Genomic DNA, 16,412 nt, shown 5'->3' with positions numbered 1-16,412 from the left:
CCAGCAGAGGGCGAGTTGTGCCCTGTTTAACACACGACCTCCTCCGGACGCTTCTATTCCCCGGAGTTGCACAGCGATCGCACGGCGGTGGACATCGTGCGGGTGGCGGGGCATGGGAGCCATTGGATCGTTGTACGGGTCAGGCATGGGCGGGCGGCAGGCCGGGCGGCGCGGCCCGCCGGGACCGCGCACAATCGGCCGCGCGCGAGGGCTTCGGGCGTATGGTTGCATAGGCGACCAAAAGGGGTGCGCTACCGGCACCCGGAATCGAGGGGTGCCCGCCCTGCGCACACGCTGTGTTTCCACGGGGCTCCGGCGGAGTGCTCGACGGCCCCCGAGGGTGCGCGACTTGCGCCTTTCGGCCCTTGACGCGGCATCCCGAGGTGGACAAGACTCTCGCTGATAATCCGCATCACTGACGATGCCCTCCGGGGCCCTTTCCGGGAGGACCCAGTGCGTCTGTCCCCGCCCTTATCCACGCCGCTGCGGATCGCGGCCGCGACGCTCTGGCTCCCGGACCGGCGCGAGACCACCGAGGCCGCGCTGGCGGCCGGCCGGGTCGACGAGGAGACGGCGACCCGGCTCGGCTACCGCGAAGTCGCCGTCAGCCCCGACCACGCGGCGCCGGAGATGGCGGTCCTCGCCGCCACCGAAGCACTGGCGGCCGCCGGGTGGAACGGCGCGGACCTGGGCATGGTGGCGCACGCCTGGACCTACCACCAGGGCCACGACTTTTGGGCGCCCGCCAACTACGTCGCCCACCGGATCGGCGCCTCGACCGCCAACGCCGTCGGCGTCCAGCAGATGTGCAACGGCGGAGCCGCCGCACTCGAAGCCGCCGCCGCCCGCATGATCGCGGACCCGGGTGTGGCGCGCGCCGCGGTCACCACCGGCGACCGCTTCCTGCCGCCCGCCTTCGACCGCTGGCTCGGCGACTACGAACTCGTCTACGGCGACGCCGGGACCGCCCTGCTCCTGGACCGCACCCAGGGCCCGTACGAGCTGCTCTCGGTGGCCACCGTGGCCCGTTCGGAGTACGAGACGATGCACCGCGGCGACGACGAGTTCAGCTCGATGCCGCGCACCCTGCCCCAGGTCGACGTGCGCCGCACCAAGCGCGCGTTCGTCGCCTCCGGGGCCGAGCCCGGGTTCGACGCGGCGCTCGTCGAGGCCGTGGTCGAGGTGGTGAGCACCGCCCTCACCGAGGCGGGGCTCGCCCCGGACGATCCACGGGTGCGGTTCCTGACGCTCCCCCGGCTCGGCGCCGGACCGCTTCGGGAGTTCTTCCACCCGGCCGTCGAACGCCTCGGGCTGCGCCACGCCGAGATCCTCAACCTGGGTGGCGGAACGGGGCACTTGGGCGCCGGGGACTCCGCCGCCAACCTGGCGACCCTGCACACCGAGAAGCGGCTCGCCGGGGGCGAGGTGGCGCTGCTGCTCAGCCTGGGCGGCGGGTTCAGCTGGTCCTGCGTCGCGGTCCGGGCGGTGACCCGATGAGAGCGTCGCAGCCGGTGGGCGGCAAGCTCACCGACCGCGCGGTCGTGGCCGTCCTGTGCGCCGGGTTCTTCCTGCTCGACTTCGACCTCGTCGTCATCAACCCGATCCTGGTCCCCGTGTCCAAGGACTTCGACGTCAGTCTGGGCACCAGCACGCTCGCCCTCACCGGCTATCTGGCGATGGTCGGCATCATGCAGCCGGTGCACGGCGCGCTCTCGGACCGGGTGGGCCGGGTGCGGGTGCTGCGGACCGCGCTCCTCGGGCTGGGCCTCGCGGACCTGGCGGCGGCCCTGGCGCCCAATGCGGCGCTGCTGATCGCGGGCCGCGCGATCGCCGGCGGCTTCGCCGCCGCGCTGATCCCGGTGACCGTCGCGTACGTGGGCGACCACATCCCGATGGAGCGCCGCCAGCGCACGATGGCGGCCATCATGTCCTCCAGCGCGGTCGGCGCCGCCACCGCGACCGTCGTCGCGGGGGCGCTCACCGAACTGCTCGACTGGCGCTCGGCGCTGCTCATCCCGGCCGTGGCGGCGCCGGTGCTCGCCCTGGTGTACACCCGGCTGCCGGAGGCGCCCCGGGTCGGGGACGTCGAGGGGCCGAGCGTACGGGAGCGGTTCGCCCAGGTGCTCGGGGACGGCTGGTTCCGGTTCTTCATCCCGTTCGCCTTCGTCGAGGGCGCGGCGATGATGGGCCTGTTCAACTTCTTCAACGCGGCCCTCCAGAAGCACGGCAGCAGCGTCCTGATGTCGGGCCTGGTGACCAGCGCGTACGGCGTGGCGGCCATCGGCGGCAGTGTGGTGGTCCGGGCCGTCGACGCCCGGGCGACCGGTGCGGGCATGTTCGGCTGGGGCACCGGGCTGCTCTTCACCGGCTATCTCACGGCCGCGTTCACCCAGTCGGTCGCGGGCATCCTGATCGCCAGCGCGCTGGCCGGACTCGCCCTCGCCGTCGGCCAGTCCGCGCTCCAGGCGTGGATCCTGGAGGCGGCCGCGCCCGAGGTGCGCGGCAGCGCCACCGCGCTCATCGCCTGCTCGGTCTTCACCGGCGCCGCCATCAGCACGGCCGCCGTCGGCCCGCTCGCGGGGCGCGGCGACTTCGGGTTGCTGTTCGGCATCGCGGCCGCCGCGACCGTACCGGTGTCGATCGTCGGCACCCTCGCACGGGCGCGCTTCGCCCGCTCCGACCGTGCCATGCGGATGCCCGCCGGGCCGCCCGTGGACCAGGAAGCCCCCCACACACTCAACTGAAGGAGAGACATCCATGGCGCTGTTCGCGGTGATAGCCAAGCGGGCCCCGGTCGGCATCAGCATCGAGGAGTTCCAGCAGAAGCTGTCCGAGGGCTTCCGGTACACCCAGGAGTTGGAGGAGAAGGGGCTCATCAGGGACCGCTGGATCCTGGTCGGCGCCTCGGCGGGGCTCAACATCTACGACGTAGAGTCGCACGAGCAGCTGATGCAGCTGCTGTACCGCAGCCCCGCCGGACTGCACCTGGACTTCGAGGTGTATCCGCTGATCAGCCCGCCGAGCTACGATCCGACGGCCGAGGGCCCGGCCCACTGAAGAACGCCCGCTCGATCCGGTTCAGCGAGCGGAAGTCGTCGAGGTCGAGGGTCTCGACGTCGACGGGCCGCCCGCTGAGCCGCTCGATCAGCACGATGAACTCCAGAAAGCCCAGCGAGTCGATGAGCCGGCTCTCGATCAGGTCGTCGTCCGGGCCGAGCCCGGCCGCCTCCGGGTGGCGCCTGCCGATCCAGGCGACGACCTCCGCCAGCTCGGCGGCAGCCGCCCTCACCGCGCGGCCCCGCCGGTCGGGGCCGCGCCGCCGAACACCACGGCCGCCTTCTCCACGGCCTCCGTCGCCGCCTCCCAGCTTCCGTACCTGGCGTACAGCACCGACAGCCAGCGCTCCAGGCCGAAGGCCACGCAACTGGTGTGCACGGCCTGGCCGGTGGCGTCGAGGGTGATCCCGCACCGCTCGCCGAAGAAGTTGCGGTGGACGTTGAGCGAGGCTATCGCCAGGTCGTCGGCGAGGAACTCGTGCTTGACGGGCGAGAGCCGCTGGAGCAGCGCGCGCTGGCCGCCCCGGTCGTAGAAGGGGTCGGTCGCCGCCTCCTTGCGCAGGGTGAGGCCGAGCGCGTCCGCGAGGGCGGTGATCCGCTCCTCGAACCGCCGCAGGTGCTCCTGGGTGAAGTCGTGCGAGCCGAGCGCCACGATCTCGCGCATATGGAAGCCGAGGAGGCGCCGCAGCCCGTCGTAGTGCTCCTCGCGGCGGAAGCAGCGCCCGAGCACGGTCACCGTCGTACCGTCGGGAAGGGCGCGGCCCTCGTGGTGGAGGTAGACGGCGAAGCACGCGGCCGAGGGCAGCCCGAAGAGCGCGGGTTCGAGGGTGCCCGGGGCGAACTCCTCACGTGATGCGCCTTCTTGATGGTGCGTCAGGTCCAGTGTGCTCACCACGAGCGCCTGGTGCGGAAAGTTGTCGTACACATCGAGGCGGGAGAGCGCGGCGACCGGCAGCAGCGGCGGCATGATCATGGGGGTCGCCCCGCTGCCGGTCCCCCAGCCCTCCAGGAGCGCGTCGAGCCGCTTCAGCAGGACGGTCGCGCCCGGCGAGAGAGCCTGCAGACCCGGGCCGTCCACCGGGGCCGGTGTCATGAGACGACTTCGGCGGTGGCGCCGCCGAGCGCCAGCCGCAGTACGTCCTGGGCGCAGCCCCAGGAGAGGCCGACCGCGATGCCGCCGTGGCCGTAGTTGTGGATCACCCGCGCGGAGCCGAGCGGCTCCACTTCGAGGCGGGTCTGCGGCCGCGAGGCCCGCAGGCCGATCTCGACGCCGATGACCTCGGCCCCGGCGATCCGGGGCTCCACGGCGATGCAGCGCGCCAGGATCTCCTCGGTCTGCGCCGGGTCCGGCTCCATGCTCCACACCTCGCGCTCGGCGGTGCCGCCGCACACCAGACGGCGCCCGTGCGGGAAGTAGCTCGTCGAGACCGGGCCGGGGTTCTGCTCGAAGAAGAACTCGTCGATGCCCGGGTTCTCCACGATCACGTGCTGGCCGCGCACCGGGAAGACCTTCGGGTCGTTGGCGAGGGCGCGCGCCCCCACGCCCGTGCAGTTGACGACGAGCGGCGCCTGGGCGGCCGCCGCCTCCAGGGAGTCCACCACGCCCACCTCGACGCTGCCCCCGGCGGCGGTGACCCGGGAGGCCAGGTACTCCAGGTATACGGGCATGTCCACGGTCGGCAGGTCCACGCGGAACGCCACCGGGAACCCGCCGCTCTCGTCCTCGCCGCACGGCGTGTAGCCGGGCAGATGGGAGGCCCACTCGTGGCCGCCGGCGGCCTGCCGGTTGACCAGGCGGCCACGGGTCAGATGGACGCCGCTGTCCGGCTGCTTGGCCAGCGCGGCGAACTCGGCCAGGCTCGACTGGTGCCAGGGCCGGGTGATCGCCGTCGGCGCGAACTTGGCCTCCGCCTCGGTCTCGTCGGCGATCGCCGGGCCGCCGATGATCGCCCCGGCCACGGCCGACGTGGTCTGCCGTGGCCCGCGCTCGGCGACGACCCGGACCGTGAAACCGCGCTCGGCCAGGCACACCGCCGTGGTCAGTCCGGCCACACCGGCGCCGATGACCAGGGCCTCGTTTCGCTCTGTCATGGGACTGCACCTCTTCATGGGGAAGATGTCGTGGAAGATGTTCAGGAGAGCCGTACGGGGATGCCGCACCGGAAAGACGTTCCTCGGCCGCCGGGTGTGACACCCGCCGGTCTACTCGTGGGATATCGCGACGCAGGACCAGGTGAAGCCGTTGCCGACGCTCAGGAACAGCGCCACCTCGCCCGGCGCGAGCCGGTCGTCGGCCTGGAGGGTGGCGAGGTTGGCCACGGGGTCCCCGGCACCGAGGTGTCCGGTGTCGCGGCCCAGGTCGAGCAGCTCGGTGTGGGGCAGGGCGAGTTCCTGGACGGACGGCGCGTAGAACTGGGTGAGCGCGCCGGTGCTCAGGCGCGGCAGGACGAGGTAGCGCAGCCGGGGGTCGGCCGGGGTGAGCCCGGCGTCCGCGATGGCGTCGAGCACCACGCGCTGCACGGACCGGCGCAGTACGGCGACGAACTTGGGCCAGCCGCCGCCCGCCCGGAAGGACAGCTTGGTGCGCCGGGCGCTGATCGTGTCGTACGCGCTGCGCGGCGCCGGGGTGAAGGCGTCGTCACCCCGGTAGAGCACCTCGTACTCGGGGACGCTCACGGAGGCGATGGCGAGCAGCCGGTAGGGGCCCGCGTCGCGGTCGAGGAGCAGCGCGGTGGCCGCGTCCCCGTACGCCACGTCGATGTCGCCGACCCAGCGGTCGAAACCGGGCCCCACGAACCGGTCGGCGGTGGTCACCAGGCACCGGTTGACCGTGGGGTCCAGGGCGAGGCGGGCGGCGGCGACCTCCAGGGCGGCCACACCCCCGTTGGAGGTCTGCTGCACCCCGATCGGGGTGGCGTGGCGGGCGCCGATGCCGTGGGCCACGTAGTGCGGCGCGGACCAGAAGTCGTGGCCCTGGTGGTAGATCCAGGAGTGGACGACCAGACCGAGGTCGTCGCCCGACCAGCCCGCGTCGGCGAGCGCCTTCTGGGCCGCGAGCACGGCCATTTCGGGAGCCGCCCGGTCGGGGCTCTCGCTCAGCGCGCGGTAGCCGAGCCGGTCGGCGGTCTCCTGGTCGAGCCGCCCGGCCGCCACCGCCCTCGCGGTGTCCATGCGGCGGGACGGGAGCCAGAGCGCGGCGGCGGCTATGCCCGGTGGTTCGGGTAACGGCGGACTCAGTCTCACGGGGCTGCCTCCTCGGACCGGCCCGTCGACTCGGGCCGTACCTCCCGGCTGCCCACTATATTGTCAGTGTTATTGATTGTCAGGCATCTGTCTCTCATTTGGCGCACATACGGCGTGTTTCAGGCGGTCCGCGCCAGGGCTGCAGGGGGGTGTCGTTCAGCATGGACCGTCGTTCTGCATGGTTGACGTGGTTCCCCAGTGTGAGGAGATACGTGGTGTCCCATCCGCCCGCCCCTCTCGGCGCCGACGCGGTCGTGCCGCTGTCGCCGATCGGCTATGTAGTGACGGAGTACGCCCGCCCCCAGGAGGCGCCGCCGCAGGCGACTCTGGCCTACGGGGACCAGGGCCAGGTCGTGGTCTTCGAGCCGTTCGCGGGGGGCCTCGACGGCATCTCCGACGGCTGGTACGTATGGCTGCTGACCTGGCTGCACGACCAGACCGAGGAGGAGACCGCACCGCTCCAGGTGGTGCCGCGCGGCTGGGAGCGGAGCGGGCGCACAACCGGCGTCTACGCCACCCGTACGCCCAACCGGCACAACCGCATCGGCCTGAGCCTGGTGCGCGTGCGCGAGGTGAAGGGCAACGTGCTCCACTTCGACGGCGTGGACCTGGTCGATGGCACACCGGTGCTCGATATCAAGCCGTATTCACCGACGTCCGACACCCCGCCCGAGTCCGACTAGGCAGGGATCTGGAGGTCAGAACTCGTCGGCGGTGTGCGGGAGCCGGCCGGTGCGGAGCGCCGCGCCCAGAGCCGCCGCCGCGCCCGGGGTGTGCTCGGTGATCAGCCCCGCCGCCGCGAGGTGCCGCGGGTCGGTGCCGCCGAGGTAGCAGGCGCCGAGGTCGCGCACGTCCAGGGCCAGGTCGGGCCGGGCGTCCGTCGGTTCGTACGAGGCGGTGTACGCGTCGGCGTCCGGTCCCGGTGCGACCGTGAGCCGGAAGCGGCCCGCGTTGGCCGGTACGCGCTCGTCGCGCACCTCGACGACCAGGTCCGCCGGGGCCGCCCAGGAACGCGCGGTGAGCGCGGCGCGCACATCGAGCAGGCGCAGCCACAGCGCAGGGAAGCTCTGGGTGACGCGGACCTGGTCGCGGTCGGCGGCGAAGTGGTGCAGCGGGTCGTCCGGGGCGCCGCCCCAGTGACGGACCCGGCCGGTCAGGTCGATCGCGGCCAGATAACGCCAGAGCGCGGCCGCGCCGGCCGGGGTGTCGGCCTCCAGCTCGTCGACGCGGACCAGACCGGGCGTACCCGCGTCGTCGTCACCGCCCTTGGTGCGGTACACCGCGTACCCGCCGAGCGGCTCGTCCGGGGCGCCGAGCGCGACGATCCTCGGCGGGCTCAGCTCGTCGTCGTCCTCGTCCTTGTCGGCCAGCCACTCCTTGCGCCAGCGGACCGCGTCGCGGGCGATCCGGCCGGGCCTGCGGGCGCGGGTCGCGTCGTAGTACGGCCCGAGGAGCGCCGGGGCGTCCAGCGGGTCGACCAGCCGCAGCGGGCGCTCGTCGGGGGCGACGCGCAGGGCGAGCGGACGGCTGGAGTCGATCTCCACGGAGGCACCGTGGGTGGCCGAACCGAAGCCGAAGCGGCCGTAGATGGCGGCCTCGGAGGCCCAGAGCGCGGCGACCGGCCGCCCCTCGCGGGCGCTGCGGCGGAAGAGCTCGGCCATCATGCCGGTGAGGACGCCACGGCGGCGGTGGGTGGGGGCCACGGAGACGAACGTGAGCCCGGGGCAGGGGAGTTCACCGCCGGGGATCGAGATCGTGAACCGGAAGGCGGCGAGGAAGCCGACGAGGACGTCACCGTCGTAGGCGCCCACGCGGTCGCAGTCGAGGAGTGCCTCGCGGTGGTACTTGCGGACCTCCTCGTCCTCGGGGCGTTCGTGGAAGACGAGGTATCCGAGTTCGAGCGCGCGGTCGACATGGGCTTCGGGTACATCACGGAAGCGCAGTTGATCCATTCTTCGACACTAACCCCGCCGAATCGGACAGTCATCCGTATTTCGGGGGGAGCGGCTCAGCCGGGCGAACCGGCCGTCACCCGGCTGCGGTCGGCCGCCCCGCGTTCCGCGCGCGCCGCCAGCGGCACGGTGACCGTCCCCGCCGCCAGGAACAGGGTGCCCAGGAGGAGCCAGCCCGGGGCTCCCCCGTGGGTGACCAGGGCCGCGACCAGGAGCGGGCCGCCCGCCCTCGCCAGGTCGGAGCCGAGGCTCCAGGCGCCCAGGAACTCGCCCTGGCGGTGCGGGTCGGCGAGACCGTACGAGATGCCCCAGCCGCTCGCCGAGGAGAGCAGCTCGCCCGCCGTCAGCAGGGCCACGCCCACCGCGAGCACCAGCACGGCGGCCACCGGCGGGAGCGCGGCCGTCGTGGCCGTCACCGCGCAGGCGGCGAGCAGCGCCCAGCCGGCGCGCCGACCCGCGACCGCCGCCCCGGCGACGGTGTCGCTGCCGCGCGCCGCCCGTACCTGGAGCAGGATCGCCAGCGCGGTGTTGAGCAGCATCAGCACCGCGACCGACCAGGTGGGCGCCTGCGTACGGGCCGAAATCCACAGCGGGAGGCCGAGGCTGAGGACGTCGGCGTTGACGTAGAGCAGCCCGGAGAGCGCGGCGAGGGCGAGGAAGCGGCGGTCGCGCAGGGCGCCGAGACGGCTCGCGGGCTGAGCGGCGGCCTCCGGCACGGGCCTCGGGCGGTCGTCCGGCATCCGGGTCACGATGGCGGCGACGATCGCGTACGAGACGCAGTTGCCCAGGACGAGGGCCGCGTATCCGGTACGGGAGTCGACGGCCAGGGCGGCGCCCGCGCCCAGACTGCCCAGCGAGAAGCCGATGTTGAGCATCACGCGGGTGTACGCGCTGGCCGCGACCAGCGCCGAGGCGTCCGCGATACGGGCGAGGTAGGCGCTGCGGACCGGTCGCGACGCGCTCTCGGCCAGGGCGATCGCACAGACGACGGCGAGGAAGCCGGCGAACCCGTCGACGAGCAGATATCCCGCGAAGGCGACGGCCCTTACGAGCACGGTGGCCAGATAGACCCGGCGGTGGCCGAACCGGTCGCCCAGCCGCCCGGCCGGGACGGCCACAGCGGGTCCGAGCAGGGCGGCGACCGTCAGTCCGAGGCCGACCTGGGTGGCGCCGAGCCCGACGACCCGGGTGAAGAAGAGGGCGGCGCCGGTGTGGAAGAGGCCGTTGCCAATCCAGTCGACGAGGGTGGTGAGGGCGTACGCGCGCAGCGGGCCGCGGGGTGGCAGCACGGCTGCCACCCCGGAGGAGGCGGAGGACATGCCCCCAGCCAACGGCCTTCCGCCGCGCAGCGGCAGACATTTAGGCTGGGGCTCAATGCTCAGCTACCGACTCGGCGTCGACGACCTCGCCGACATGCGCTTCGCCTGCTCGCCGCTCCTGGAGACCGCGACCAGCCTGTGGGCGCTGCGGCGCGCCGACAAGTACGCGCTGCACCTGCCGTGGGTGCGGCGGACGCGGGCGGCGCTGGAGGCTGCCGACGGGCTGGACAAGGAGTTGCTCGGCGAGCTGACGGTGCGCGGCAGCGGCTGGATCCCGGACTTCATCACGCCTCGCCCCGACTCGCCGCTGCCGGAGGTACGGGACGAGCTGCGGCGGGTGCGGGCGACGTCGCCGTCGAAGGCGCTGGCGGACGTACGGACGGCGTACGCGGGGCGCGCACTGCCGCCGCGCCTGGCCGAACTTGCCCCGGATCCACGCGTGTTGCGGGACGCGACGGCGGATGTGCTGGAGGCCTACTGGGAGCTGGCGATTGCGCCGCACTGGCCTCGGATGCGGGCCGTCCTGGAGGCGGACATGGTGTGGCGGGCGCGGCTGCTGGCCCGCGACGGCGCGGCGGTGCTGCTCACGTCACTGGATCCCACGGCGGTGTGGCAGGGCGGGGAGCTGACGCTGTTCGTCCACCGGGACCTGGAGTTGGGCGCGTCGGTGGACGGGCGGGGGTTCTGGCTGGTGCCGACGCTGTTCGCGCAGCACACGATCAGTCCGGTGGGGGCTGAGGAGCCGCCGACCATCGCGTATCCGGCGCGGGGGGTCGGGACGCTGTGGGAAGCCCGTCCCCCGCGTCCGCCGGGTGCGCTGGCGTCGCTGGTCGGGGCGCCCAAGGCGACGTTGCTCCGCTGCCTCGACGGGCCGGCGTCGACGACGGAACTGGCCCGCCGACTGGCCGTCACGCCGAGCGCGGTCTCCCATCACCTGTCCGTGCTGCATCGGACGGGGCTGGTGAGCCGGGCTCGGGCGGGGAGGGTGGTGCTGTATGCCCGGACGGGGGTGGGGGATGCGCTCGCGTCCCCGGAGGAGTGAGCCCCTCCCCACCCCTTCCCTGAACCCTCCGGGGGTGGGTGGGGGTGGAGGCTCGTTCCCGGGGGCTGCGCCCCCGGACCCGCTGCGGGGCCTGCGACCCCTGCACCCCGCTTTCGGGGCTCCGCCCCGGACCCCGCTCCTCAAACGCCGGAGGGGCTGAATTTCCCGCCGCCGGGGCTGAATTTGGCCGGGCCCCTTCCACCTTCAGGGGCGCGGGGAACTGCGCGAGCAACCACAGCCCACCCGCAGCCAAACCCCGGGCCCAAAAGGGGCGCGGGGAACTGCGCGCCCAGCCCCCACCGGACCCGCAGACAAGCATGGTGTCCAGGGGCGAAGCCCCGGAAACGATCCTCGGGCCGCGGCCGAAACGCGGGGTCGGGGGCGACGCCCCCGAGAAGTCAGGCCACCGACCCGATCCGGCCCAGCGGCTCCTCCGGACCGTCATGGTGGATCGGGGTATGGGCGCCCGTGAGCGACACACCCGTCCCTCCCCGCCGGTTCGCCACGATCTCCGCCGCGATCGACAGCGCCGTCTCCTCGGGCGTGCGCGCGCCCAGGTCGAGGCCGATCGGGGAGCGCAGGCGGGCGAGGTCGAGGTCGGTGACGCCGACTTCGCGCAGGCGCGCGTTGCGGTCCTCGTGCGTGCGGCGCGAACCCATCGCGCCCACGTACGAGACCGGCAGCCGCAGCGCCAGCTCCAGCAGCGGCACGTCGAACTTGGCGTCGTGCGTCAGGACGCACAGCACCGTGCGCGCGTCCACCTCCGTCGACTCCAGGTACCGGTGCGGCCACTCCACCACGATCTCGTCCGCCTCCGGGAACCGCGTCGCCGTGGCGAACACGGGGCGCGCGTCGCACACCGTGACGCGGTAGCCGAGGAACTTGCCCACCCGTACCAGCGCCGACGCGAAGTCGATCGCGCCGAAGACGATCATCCGCGGCGGCGGGACGCTCGACTCGACCAGGACCGTGAGCGGCTGCCCGCACAGGCGGCCGTCGGCGCCGAGTGTCAGCGTGCCCGTGCGACCCGCGTCCAGCATGGCCCGCGCCTCGCCCGCCACCGTCCGGTCCAGCTCGGGGTGGCCGCCGAGGGCGCCCACGTACGTACCGTCGGGACGGACGAGGAGCGGGCGGGCCACCAGGTCGGACGGGCCCTCGGTGATCCGGGCGATCGCTGCCGCCTCGCCGCGCGCCGCCGTGGCCAGTGCCGCGGCGAACACCGCCCGGGAGGGTGAGTCCGCGGGCACCGGGGTCACCAGGATGTCGATGATGCCGCCGCACGTCAGGCCGACCGCGAACGCGTCCTCGTCGCTGTAGCCGAAGCGTTCCAGGACGGGCTCGCCGTCCGCCAGCGCCTGTTGGCACAGGTCGTAGACCGCGCCCTCCACGCATCCGCCCGAGACCGACCCGATCGCCGTGCCCTCGCCGTCGACGGCGAGGGCGGCACCCGGCTGCCGGGGCGCGCTGCCGCCGACCGCCACCACGGTGGCGACGGCGAAGTCACGGCCCTGCTCGACCCACCGGTTGAGCTCTTCGGCGATGTCCAGCATGTTCGGTCTCCTTACGGAACGGATGAGTGGAGGGCGTCGGTCGTACGCCCTGATCGTGGCCTACTTGACGCCCAGCCAGCTCTCGATGGGGCTGAGCGCGAAGTAGACGAGGAAGATGCCGGACAGGGCCCACATGAACCCGCCGATCTCCCGCCACTTGCCCTGCGACGCCTTGATGACGGTGTAGGCGATGACGCCCGCGCCGACACCGGCGGTGATGTTGTACGTGAACGGCATCAGGGACACGGTGAGGAACACCGGGATCGACACCGAGCGGTCGTTCCAGTCCACGTGCCGCGCCGCGCTCATCATCATCGAGCCGATCACGACCAGGGCCGCCGCGGCCACCTGGGCCGGGACCAGCTGGGTGAGCGGGGTGAAGAAGAGGCAGGCCGCGAAGAAGAGACCGGTGACGACCGAGGAGAGGCCGGTACGGGCACCCTCGCCGGCGCCGGTCGCGGACTCGATGAAGACGGTCTGGCCGGAGGCACCGGAGACGCCGCCGATCGCGCCGCCCGCGCCGTCGATGAACAGCGCCTTGGACAGGCCCGGCATCCGGCCCTTGTCGTCGGCGAGCCCGGCCTCCTGGCCGACGCCGATGATGGTGGCCATCGCGTCGAAGAACCCGGCCAGGACGAGGGTGAAGACGATCATGCCCACGCCGATGGCGCCGATCTGCTCCCAGCCGCCGAACTCGACGTGGCCGAAGAGTCCGAAGTCGGGCTTGGCGACCGCGCTGCCGTCGAGGCCGGGGGCGGCTCCGCCCCAGTCCTTGTCGGTCAGACCGCCCACCTTGGTGACGACGAGCGAGAGGACCGTGCCGGTCAGAATGCCGATCAGGATCGCGCCGGGTACGTTGCGCGCCTGGAGGGCGAAGATCAGGAGCAGGGTCACCGCGAAGAAGAGGACCGGCCAGCCGACCAGCTCGCCGGTGGCGCCGAGGGTGACGGGGCCGCCCTGGCCCTTGCCGACGAATCCGGCTTTCACCAGGCCGAGCAGGGCGACGAACATGCCGATGCCCATGGTGATCGCGTGCTTGAGCGCCAGCGGGATGGCGTTCATGATCATCTCACGGAGGCCGGTGACGACCAGCAGCATGATGACCACGCCGTACATGACGCACATACCCATGGCCTGCGGCCAGGTCATGTTGGGGACCACCTGGGTGGTCAGGGCCGCGGAAACGTTCAGTCCTGCGGCGAGCGCGAGCGGGACCTTGCCGATGAAGCCCATCAGCAGCGTGCTGACCGCGGCCGCGAGGGCGGTGGCCGTCACCAGGCCCGCATGGCCCAGCGTGTGCTTGTCGACGTCGGGCGTCGAGAGGATCAGCGGGTTGAGCAGGAGGATGTAGCACATCGCCATGAAGGTGGTGATGCCGCCGCGCACCTCTTGCGCGACCGTGGATCCTCTGTCCGTTATGTGAAAGTACCGGTCGAGCCAAGACCTGCCGGCGGGGACGCGCGAGCCGGAACCCGCCTCCTCGGCGGTGGTCTTGGGCTCCACAGACTGCTGGGTCATGGTGCCTACTCCCAAGGTTCACAGGGGCACCCGCATAAGACTTGAGATCTCAGTCAGACAAGCTGCGGGATTTGGGATGGTGCGTGGGCTGCACGACCCGGGGGACGGCCCGAGACGAACGTTTCCGCGTACTGCGGGGGTACCGGTTCCGGTACCGCGGTACGGGATGGTGCTGGTCATTCGGGTACTGCTCGTTCGGTACTGCCTGGTGGTGCCGGTGGTGCGGTGGTGAAGGACCGCGAGCGGTGCGGTACTTCTGTGCTCCGGGCGGTGCGGGCGGTTCGGAAGTGTGACGTTCCTGGGAAGGCACGCACCGCCCGGAGGGTTCAGGGGGTCAGGACGACTCGGTGCCCGTCAGGTGCTCGGGGCGGACCGGGGTCCTGTTCAGCTCCAGACCCGTCGCGTTCCGGATCGCCGCGAGGACGGCCGGGGTGGACGAGAGGGTCGGGGCCTCGCCGACGCCGCGCAGCCCGTACGGGGCGTGCGCGTCGGCCAGTTCGAGCACGTCGACCGGGATGGTCGGCGTGTCGAGGATGGTGGGGATGAGGTAGTCCGTGAAGGAGGGGTTGCGCACCTTCGCGGTCTTCGGGTCGACGATGATCTCCTCCATGACCGCCACGCCCAGGCCCTGGATGGTGCCACCCTGGATCTGGCCGACGACGGACAGCGGGTTGAGCGCCTTGCCGACGTCCTGGGCGACCGAGAGCTCGACGACCTTGACCAGGCCGAGCTCGGTGTCCACCTCGACGACCGCGCGGTGCGCGGCGAACGAGTACTGGACGTGGCCGTTGCCCTGGCCGGTGCGCAGGTCGAACGCCTCGGTGGGACGGTGGCGCCACTCCAGCTCCAGCTCCACCGCCTCGTCCTCCAGCACGTCGGCCAGGTCCGCGAGGACCTCGCCGCCGTCGGTGACGACCTTGCCGCCCTCCAGGAGGAGCTCGGCGGTGGCCCAGGCCGGGTGGTAGGAACCGAACTTGCGGCGGCCGATCTCCAGGACGGCCTCGCGGACGTGCTCGCAGGTGTTCTTGACCGCGCCGCCGGTGACGTACGTCTGGCGCGAGGCCGACGTGGAGCCGGCGGAGCCGACCTGGGTGTCGGCCGGGTGGATGGTCACCTGCGTGACGCCGAGCTCGGTACGGGCGATCTGCGCGTGGACGGTGACACCGCCCTGGCCGACCTCCGCCATCGCGGTGTGCACGGTCGCGACCGGCTCGCCGCCCACGACCTCCATGCGCACCTTGGCGGTGGAGTAGTCGTCGAAGCCCTCGGAGAAGCCGACGTTCTTTATGCCGACCGCGTAGCCGACGCCCCGTACGACACCCTCGCCGTGCGTGGTGTTGGACAGGCCGCCGGGCAGGGCGCGCACGTCGGCCTGCTCGCCGGCGGTCACCCACTGCTGCTCGGGCGGCAGCGGACGGGCCTTGACGCGGCGCAGCAGCTCGGCCACCGGGGCCGGGGAGTCGACCGGCTGCCCGGTCGGCAGCAGGGTGCCCTGCTCCATGGCGTTCAGCTGGCGGAACTCGACCGGGTCGATGCCCAGCTTCGCCGCCAGCTTGTCCATCTGCGCCTCGTACGCGAAGCACGCCTGGACCGCGCCGAAGCCGCGCATGGCGCCGCAGGGCGGGTTGTTGGTGTAGAGCGCGATGGCCTCGATGTCGACGTCGTCGATGACGTATGGGCCGACCGAGAGCGAGGAGGCGTTGCCGACGACCGCCGGGGAGGCCGACGCGTAGGCGCCGCCGTCCAGGACGATCCTGCACTTCATATGCGTGAGCTTGCCGTCGTTGGTGGCGCCGTGCTCGTAGTAGAGCTTCGCCGGGTGCCGGTGGACGTGGCCGAAGAAGGACTCGAACCGGTTGTAGACGATCTTGACCGGCTTGCCGGTGCGCAGCGCCAGCAGACAGGCGTGGATCTGCATCGAGATGTCCTCGCGGCCGCCGAAGGCACCGCCGACGCCGGAGAGGGTCATACGGACCTTCTCCTCGGGCAGGCCGAGGACCGGGGCGATCTGCCTGAGGTCCGAGTGCAGCCACTGGGTGGCCACGTACAGCTCGACGCCGCCGTCCTCGGACGGCACGGCGAGGCCGGACTCCGGGCCGAGGAAGGCCTGGTCCTGCATGCCGAAGGTGTACTCGCCCCTGACGATGACGTCGGCGCGCTTGGCGGCCTCGTCGGCGTCGCCGCGCACTATCGGCTGGCGGTGCACGATGTTGGGGTGCGGGACGTGGCCGATGTGGTGGTCGTCGCGGCCCTCGTGGACCAGGATCGCGTCGGGGGCCGTCGCGGACGCCTCGTCCGTGATGACCGGCAGCTCCACGTACTCGATCTTGATCTTGGCGGCGGCGCGGCGGGCGGTCTCCGGGTGGTCGGCGGCGACCAGGGCCACCGGCTCGCCGTGGTGGCGGACCTTGCCGTGGGCCAGGACCGGGGTGTCCTGGATCTCCAGGCCGTAGTTCTTCATCGCGGCCGGCAGGTCGTCGTAGGTCAGCACGGCGTAGACGCCGGGCATCGCGACGGCCTCGGAGATGTCGATGGACCTGATCTCGGCGTGGGCGACCGTGGAGCGGAGCGTCTGGCCCCAGAGCATGTCCTCGTGCCACATGTCCGAGGAGTACGCGAACTCACCGGTGACCTTGAGGGTGCCGTCCGGGCGCAGCGTCGACTCGCCGATGCCGCCCTTGGTCCTGGAACCCTGGGTGATGTTGGTGGGAGTACCAGTGGTGGCCATGATC

Annotated in this window: 14 protein-coding genes; 5 read left to right on the top strand and 9 right to left on the bottom strand. The window is 72.4% G+C overall.

What is annotated here, in order from left to right:
• Positions 1-453: 453 nt before the first annotated feature.
• From ACZ499_RS06810 to ACZ499_RS06800, 3 genes are read left to right on the top strand one after another with little or no spacing between them, the layout of a single operon-like run.
• Positions 454-1,497, top strand: a complete 1,044-nt coding sequence (locus ACZ499_RS06810) for a 3-oxoacyl-[acyl-carrier-protein] synthase III C-terminal domain-containing protein (protein ID WP_468673027.1) — start codon at positions 454-456, stop codon at positions 1,495-1,497.
• On the top strand, positions 1,494-2,744 hold the full coding sequence (locus ACZ499_RS06805; RefSeq protein WP_468673026.1) for an MFS transporter: 1,251 nt from the start codon (positions 1,494-1,496) through the stop codon (positions 2,742-2,744). Before ACZ499_RS06810 ends, ACZ499_RS06805 begins: the two co-directional genes overlap by 4 nt.
• A gap of 13 nt (positions 2,745-2,757) precedes the next feature.
• Positions 2,758-3,057 carry a muconolactone Delta-isomerase family protein gene (locus ACZ499_RS06800; RefSeq protein ID WP_385539402.1) on the top strand — a complete coding sequence of 100 codons (300 nt, stop codon included), beginning with the start codon at positions 2,758-2,760 and terminating at the stop codon, positions 3,055-3,057.
• On the opposite strand, the gene ACZ499_RS06795 is transcribed toward ACZ499_RS06800, so the two are convergent.
• The 4 genes from ACZ499_RS06795 to ACZ499_RS06780 form a co-directional block, all read right to left on the bottom strand.
• Positions 3,011-3,289, bottom strand: a complete 279-nt coding sequence (locus ACZ499_RS06795) for an acyl carrier protein (RefSeq protein ID WP_468673023.1) — start codon at positions 3,287-3,289, stop codon at positions 3,011-3,013. The genes ACZ499_RS06800 and ACZ499_RS06795 overlap by 47 nt on opposite strands.
• On the bottom strand, positions 3,286-4,149 hold the full coding sequence (locus ACZ499_RS06790; protein WP_468673021.1) for a class-II aminoacyl-tRNA synthetase family protein: 864 nt from the start codon (positions 4,147-4,149) through the stop codon (positions 3,286-3,288). Before ACZ499_RS06790 ends, ACZ499_RS06795 begins: the two co-directional genes overlap by 4 nt.
• Entirely contained in the window at positions 4,146-5,147 is a 1,002-nt protein-coding gene (locus ACZ499_RS06785) for an FAD-dependent oxidoreductase (protein WP_468673019.1), read from the bottom strand. Before ACZ499_RS06785 ends, ACZ499_RS06790 begins: the two co-directional genes overlap by 4 nt.
• A gap of 111 nt (positions 5,148-5,258) precedes the next feature.
• On the bottom strand, positions 5,259-6,299 hold the full coding sequence (locus tag ACZ499_RS06780) for a ketoacyl-ACP synthase III family protein (protein WP_468673017.1): 1,041 nt from the start codon (positions 6,297-6,299) through the stop codon (positions 5,259-5,261).
• A 215-nt stretch (positions 6,300-6,514) separates the two neighbouring features.
• On the opposite strand from ACZ499_RS06780, the gene tsaA reads away from it, so the two are divergent.
• Positions 6,515-6,982 carry a tRNA (N6-threonylcarbamoyladenosine(37)-N6)-methyltransferase TrmO gene (tsaA, locus tag ACZ499_RS06775; RefSeq protein ID WP_468673016.1) on the top strand — a complete coding sequence of 156 codons (468 nt, stop codon included), beginning with the start codon at positions 6,515-6,517 and terminating at the stop codon, positions 6,980-6,982.
• Between the two features lie 15 nt (positions 6,983-6,997).
• On the opposite strand, the gene ACZ499_RS06770 is transcribed toward tsaA, so the two are convergent.
• Together ACZ499_RS06770 and ACZ499_RS06765 are read right to left on the bottom strand one after the other, a co-directional pair.
• A complete protein-coding gene (locus tag ACZ499_RS06770; protein WP_468673014.1) occupies positions 6,998-8,251 on the bottom strand; it encodes a GNAT family N-acetyltransferase in 1,254 nt (417 codons plus the stop codon).
• A gap of 56 nt (positions 8,252-8,307) precedes the next feature.
• A complete protein-coding gene (locus ACZ499_RS06765) occupies positions 8,308-9,570 on the bottom strand; it encodes an MFS transporter (protein WP_468673011.1) in 1,263 nt (420 codons plus the stop codon).
• Between the two features lie 55 nt (positions 9,571-9,625).
• Between ACZ499_RS06765 and ACZ499_RS06760 the strand changes: the two genes are divergently transcribed.
• The gene (locus ACZ499_RS06760; protein WP_468673008.1) at positions 9,626-10,612 is read left to right on the top strand and encodes an ArsR/SmtB family transcription factor; all 987 of its coding nucleotides are present in this window, start codon (positions 9,626-9,628) and stop codon (positions 10,610-10,612) included.
• Positions 10,613-11,010: 398 nt separating this feature from the next.
• Here ACZ499_RS06760 and ACZ499_RS06755 read toward each other — a convergent pair whose 3' ends face one another.
• From ACZ499_RS06755 to ACZ499_RS06745, 3 genes are all read right to left on the bottom strand, one after another.
• Complete coding sequence (locus ACZ499_RS06755; protein ID WP_468673005.1) at positions 11,011-12,162, bottom strand: XdhC family protein; 1,152 nt, start codon at positions 12,160-12,162, stop codon at positions 11,011-11,013.
• 60 nt (positions 12,163-12,222) lie between these two features.
• Complete coding sequence (locus ACZ499_RS06750) at positions 12,223-13,680, bottom strand: NCS2 family permease (protein ID WP_468673003.1); 1,458 nt, start codon at positions 13,678-13,680, stop codon at positions 12,223-12,225.
• Between the two features lie 334 nt (positions 13,681-14,014).
• On the bottom strand, positions 14,015-16,408 hold the full coding sequence (locus tag ACZ499_RS06745) for a xanthine dehydrogenase family protein molybdopterin-binding subunit (RefSeq protein ID WP_468673000.1): 2,394 nt from the start codon (positions 16,406-16,408) through the stop codon (positions 14,015-14,017).
• Positions 16,409-16,412: the final 4 nt, after the last annotated feature.

This window comes from Streptomyces sp. NPDC031265 (genome assembly GCF_055570295.1).
The sequence above is the reverse complement of the archived record's forward strand: the minus strand, read 5'-3'. Positions and strand labels throughout refer to the sequence as shown.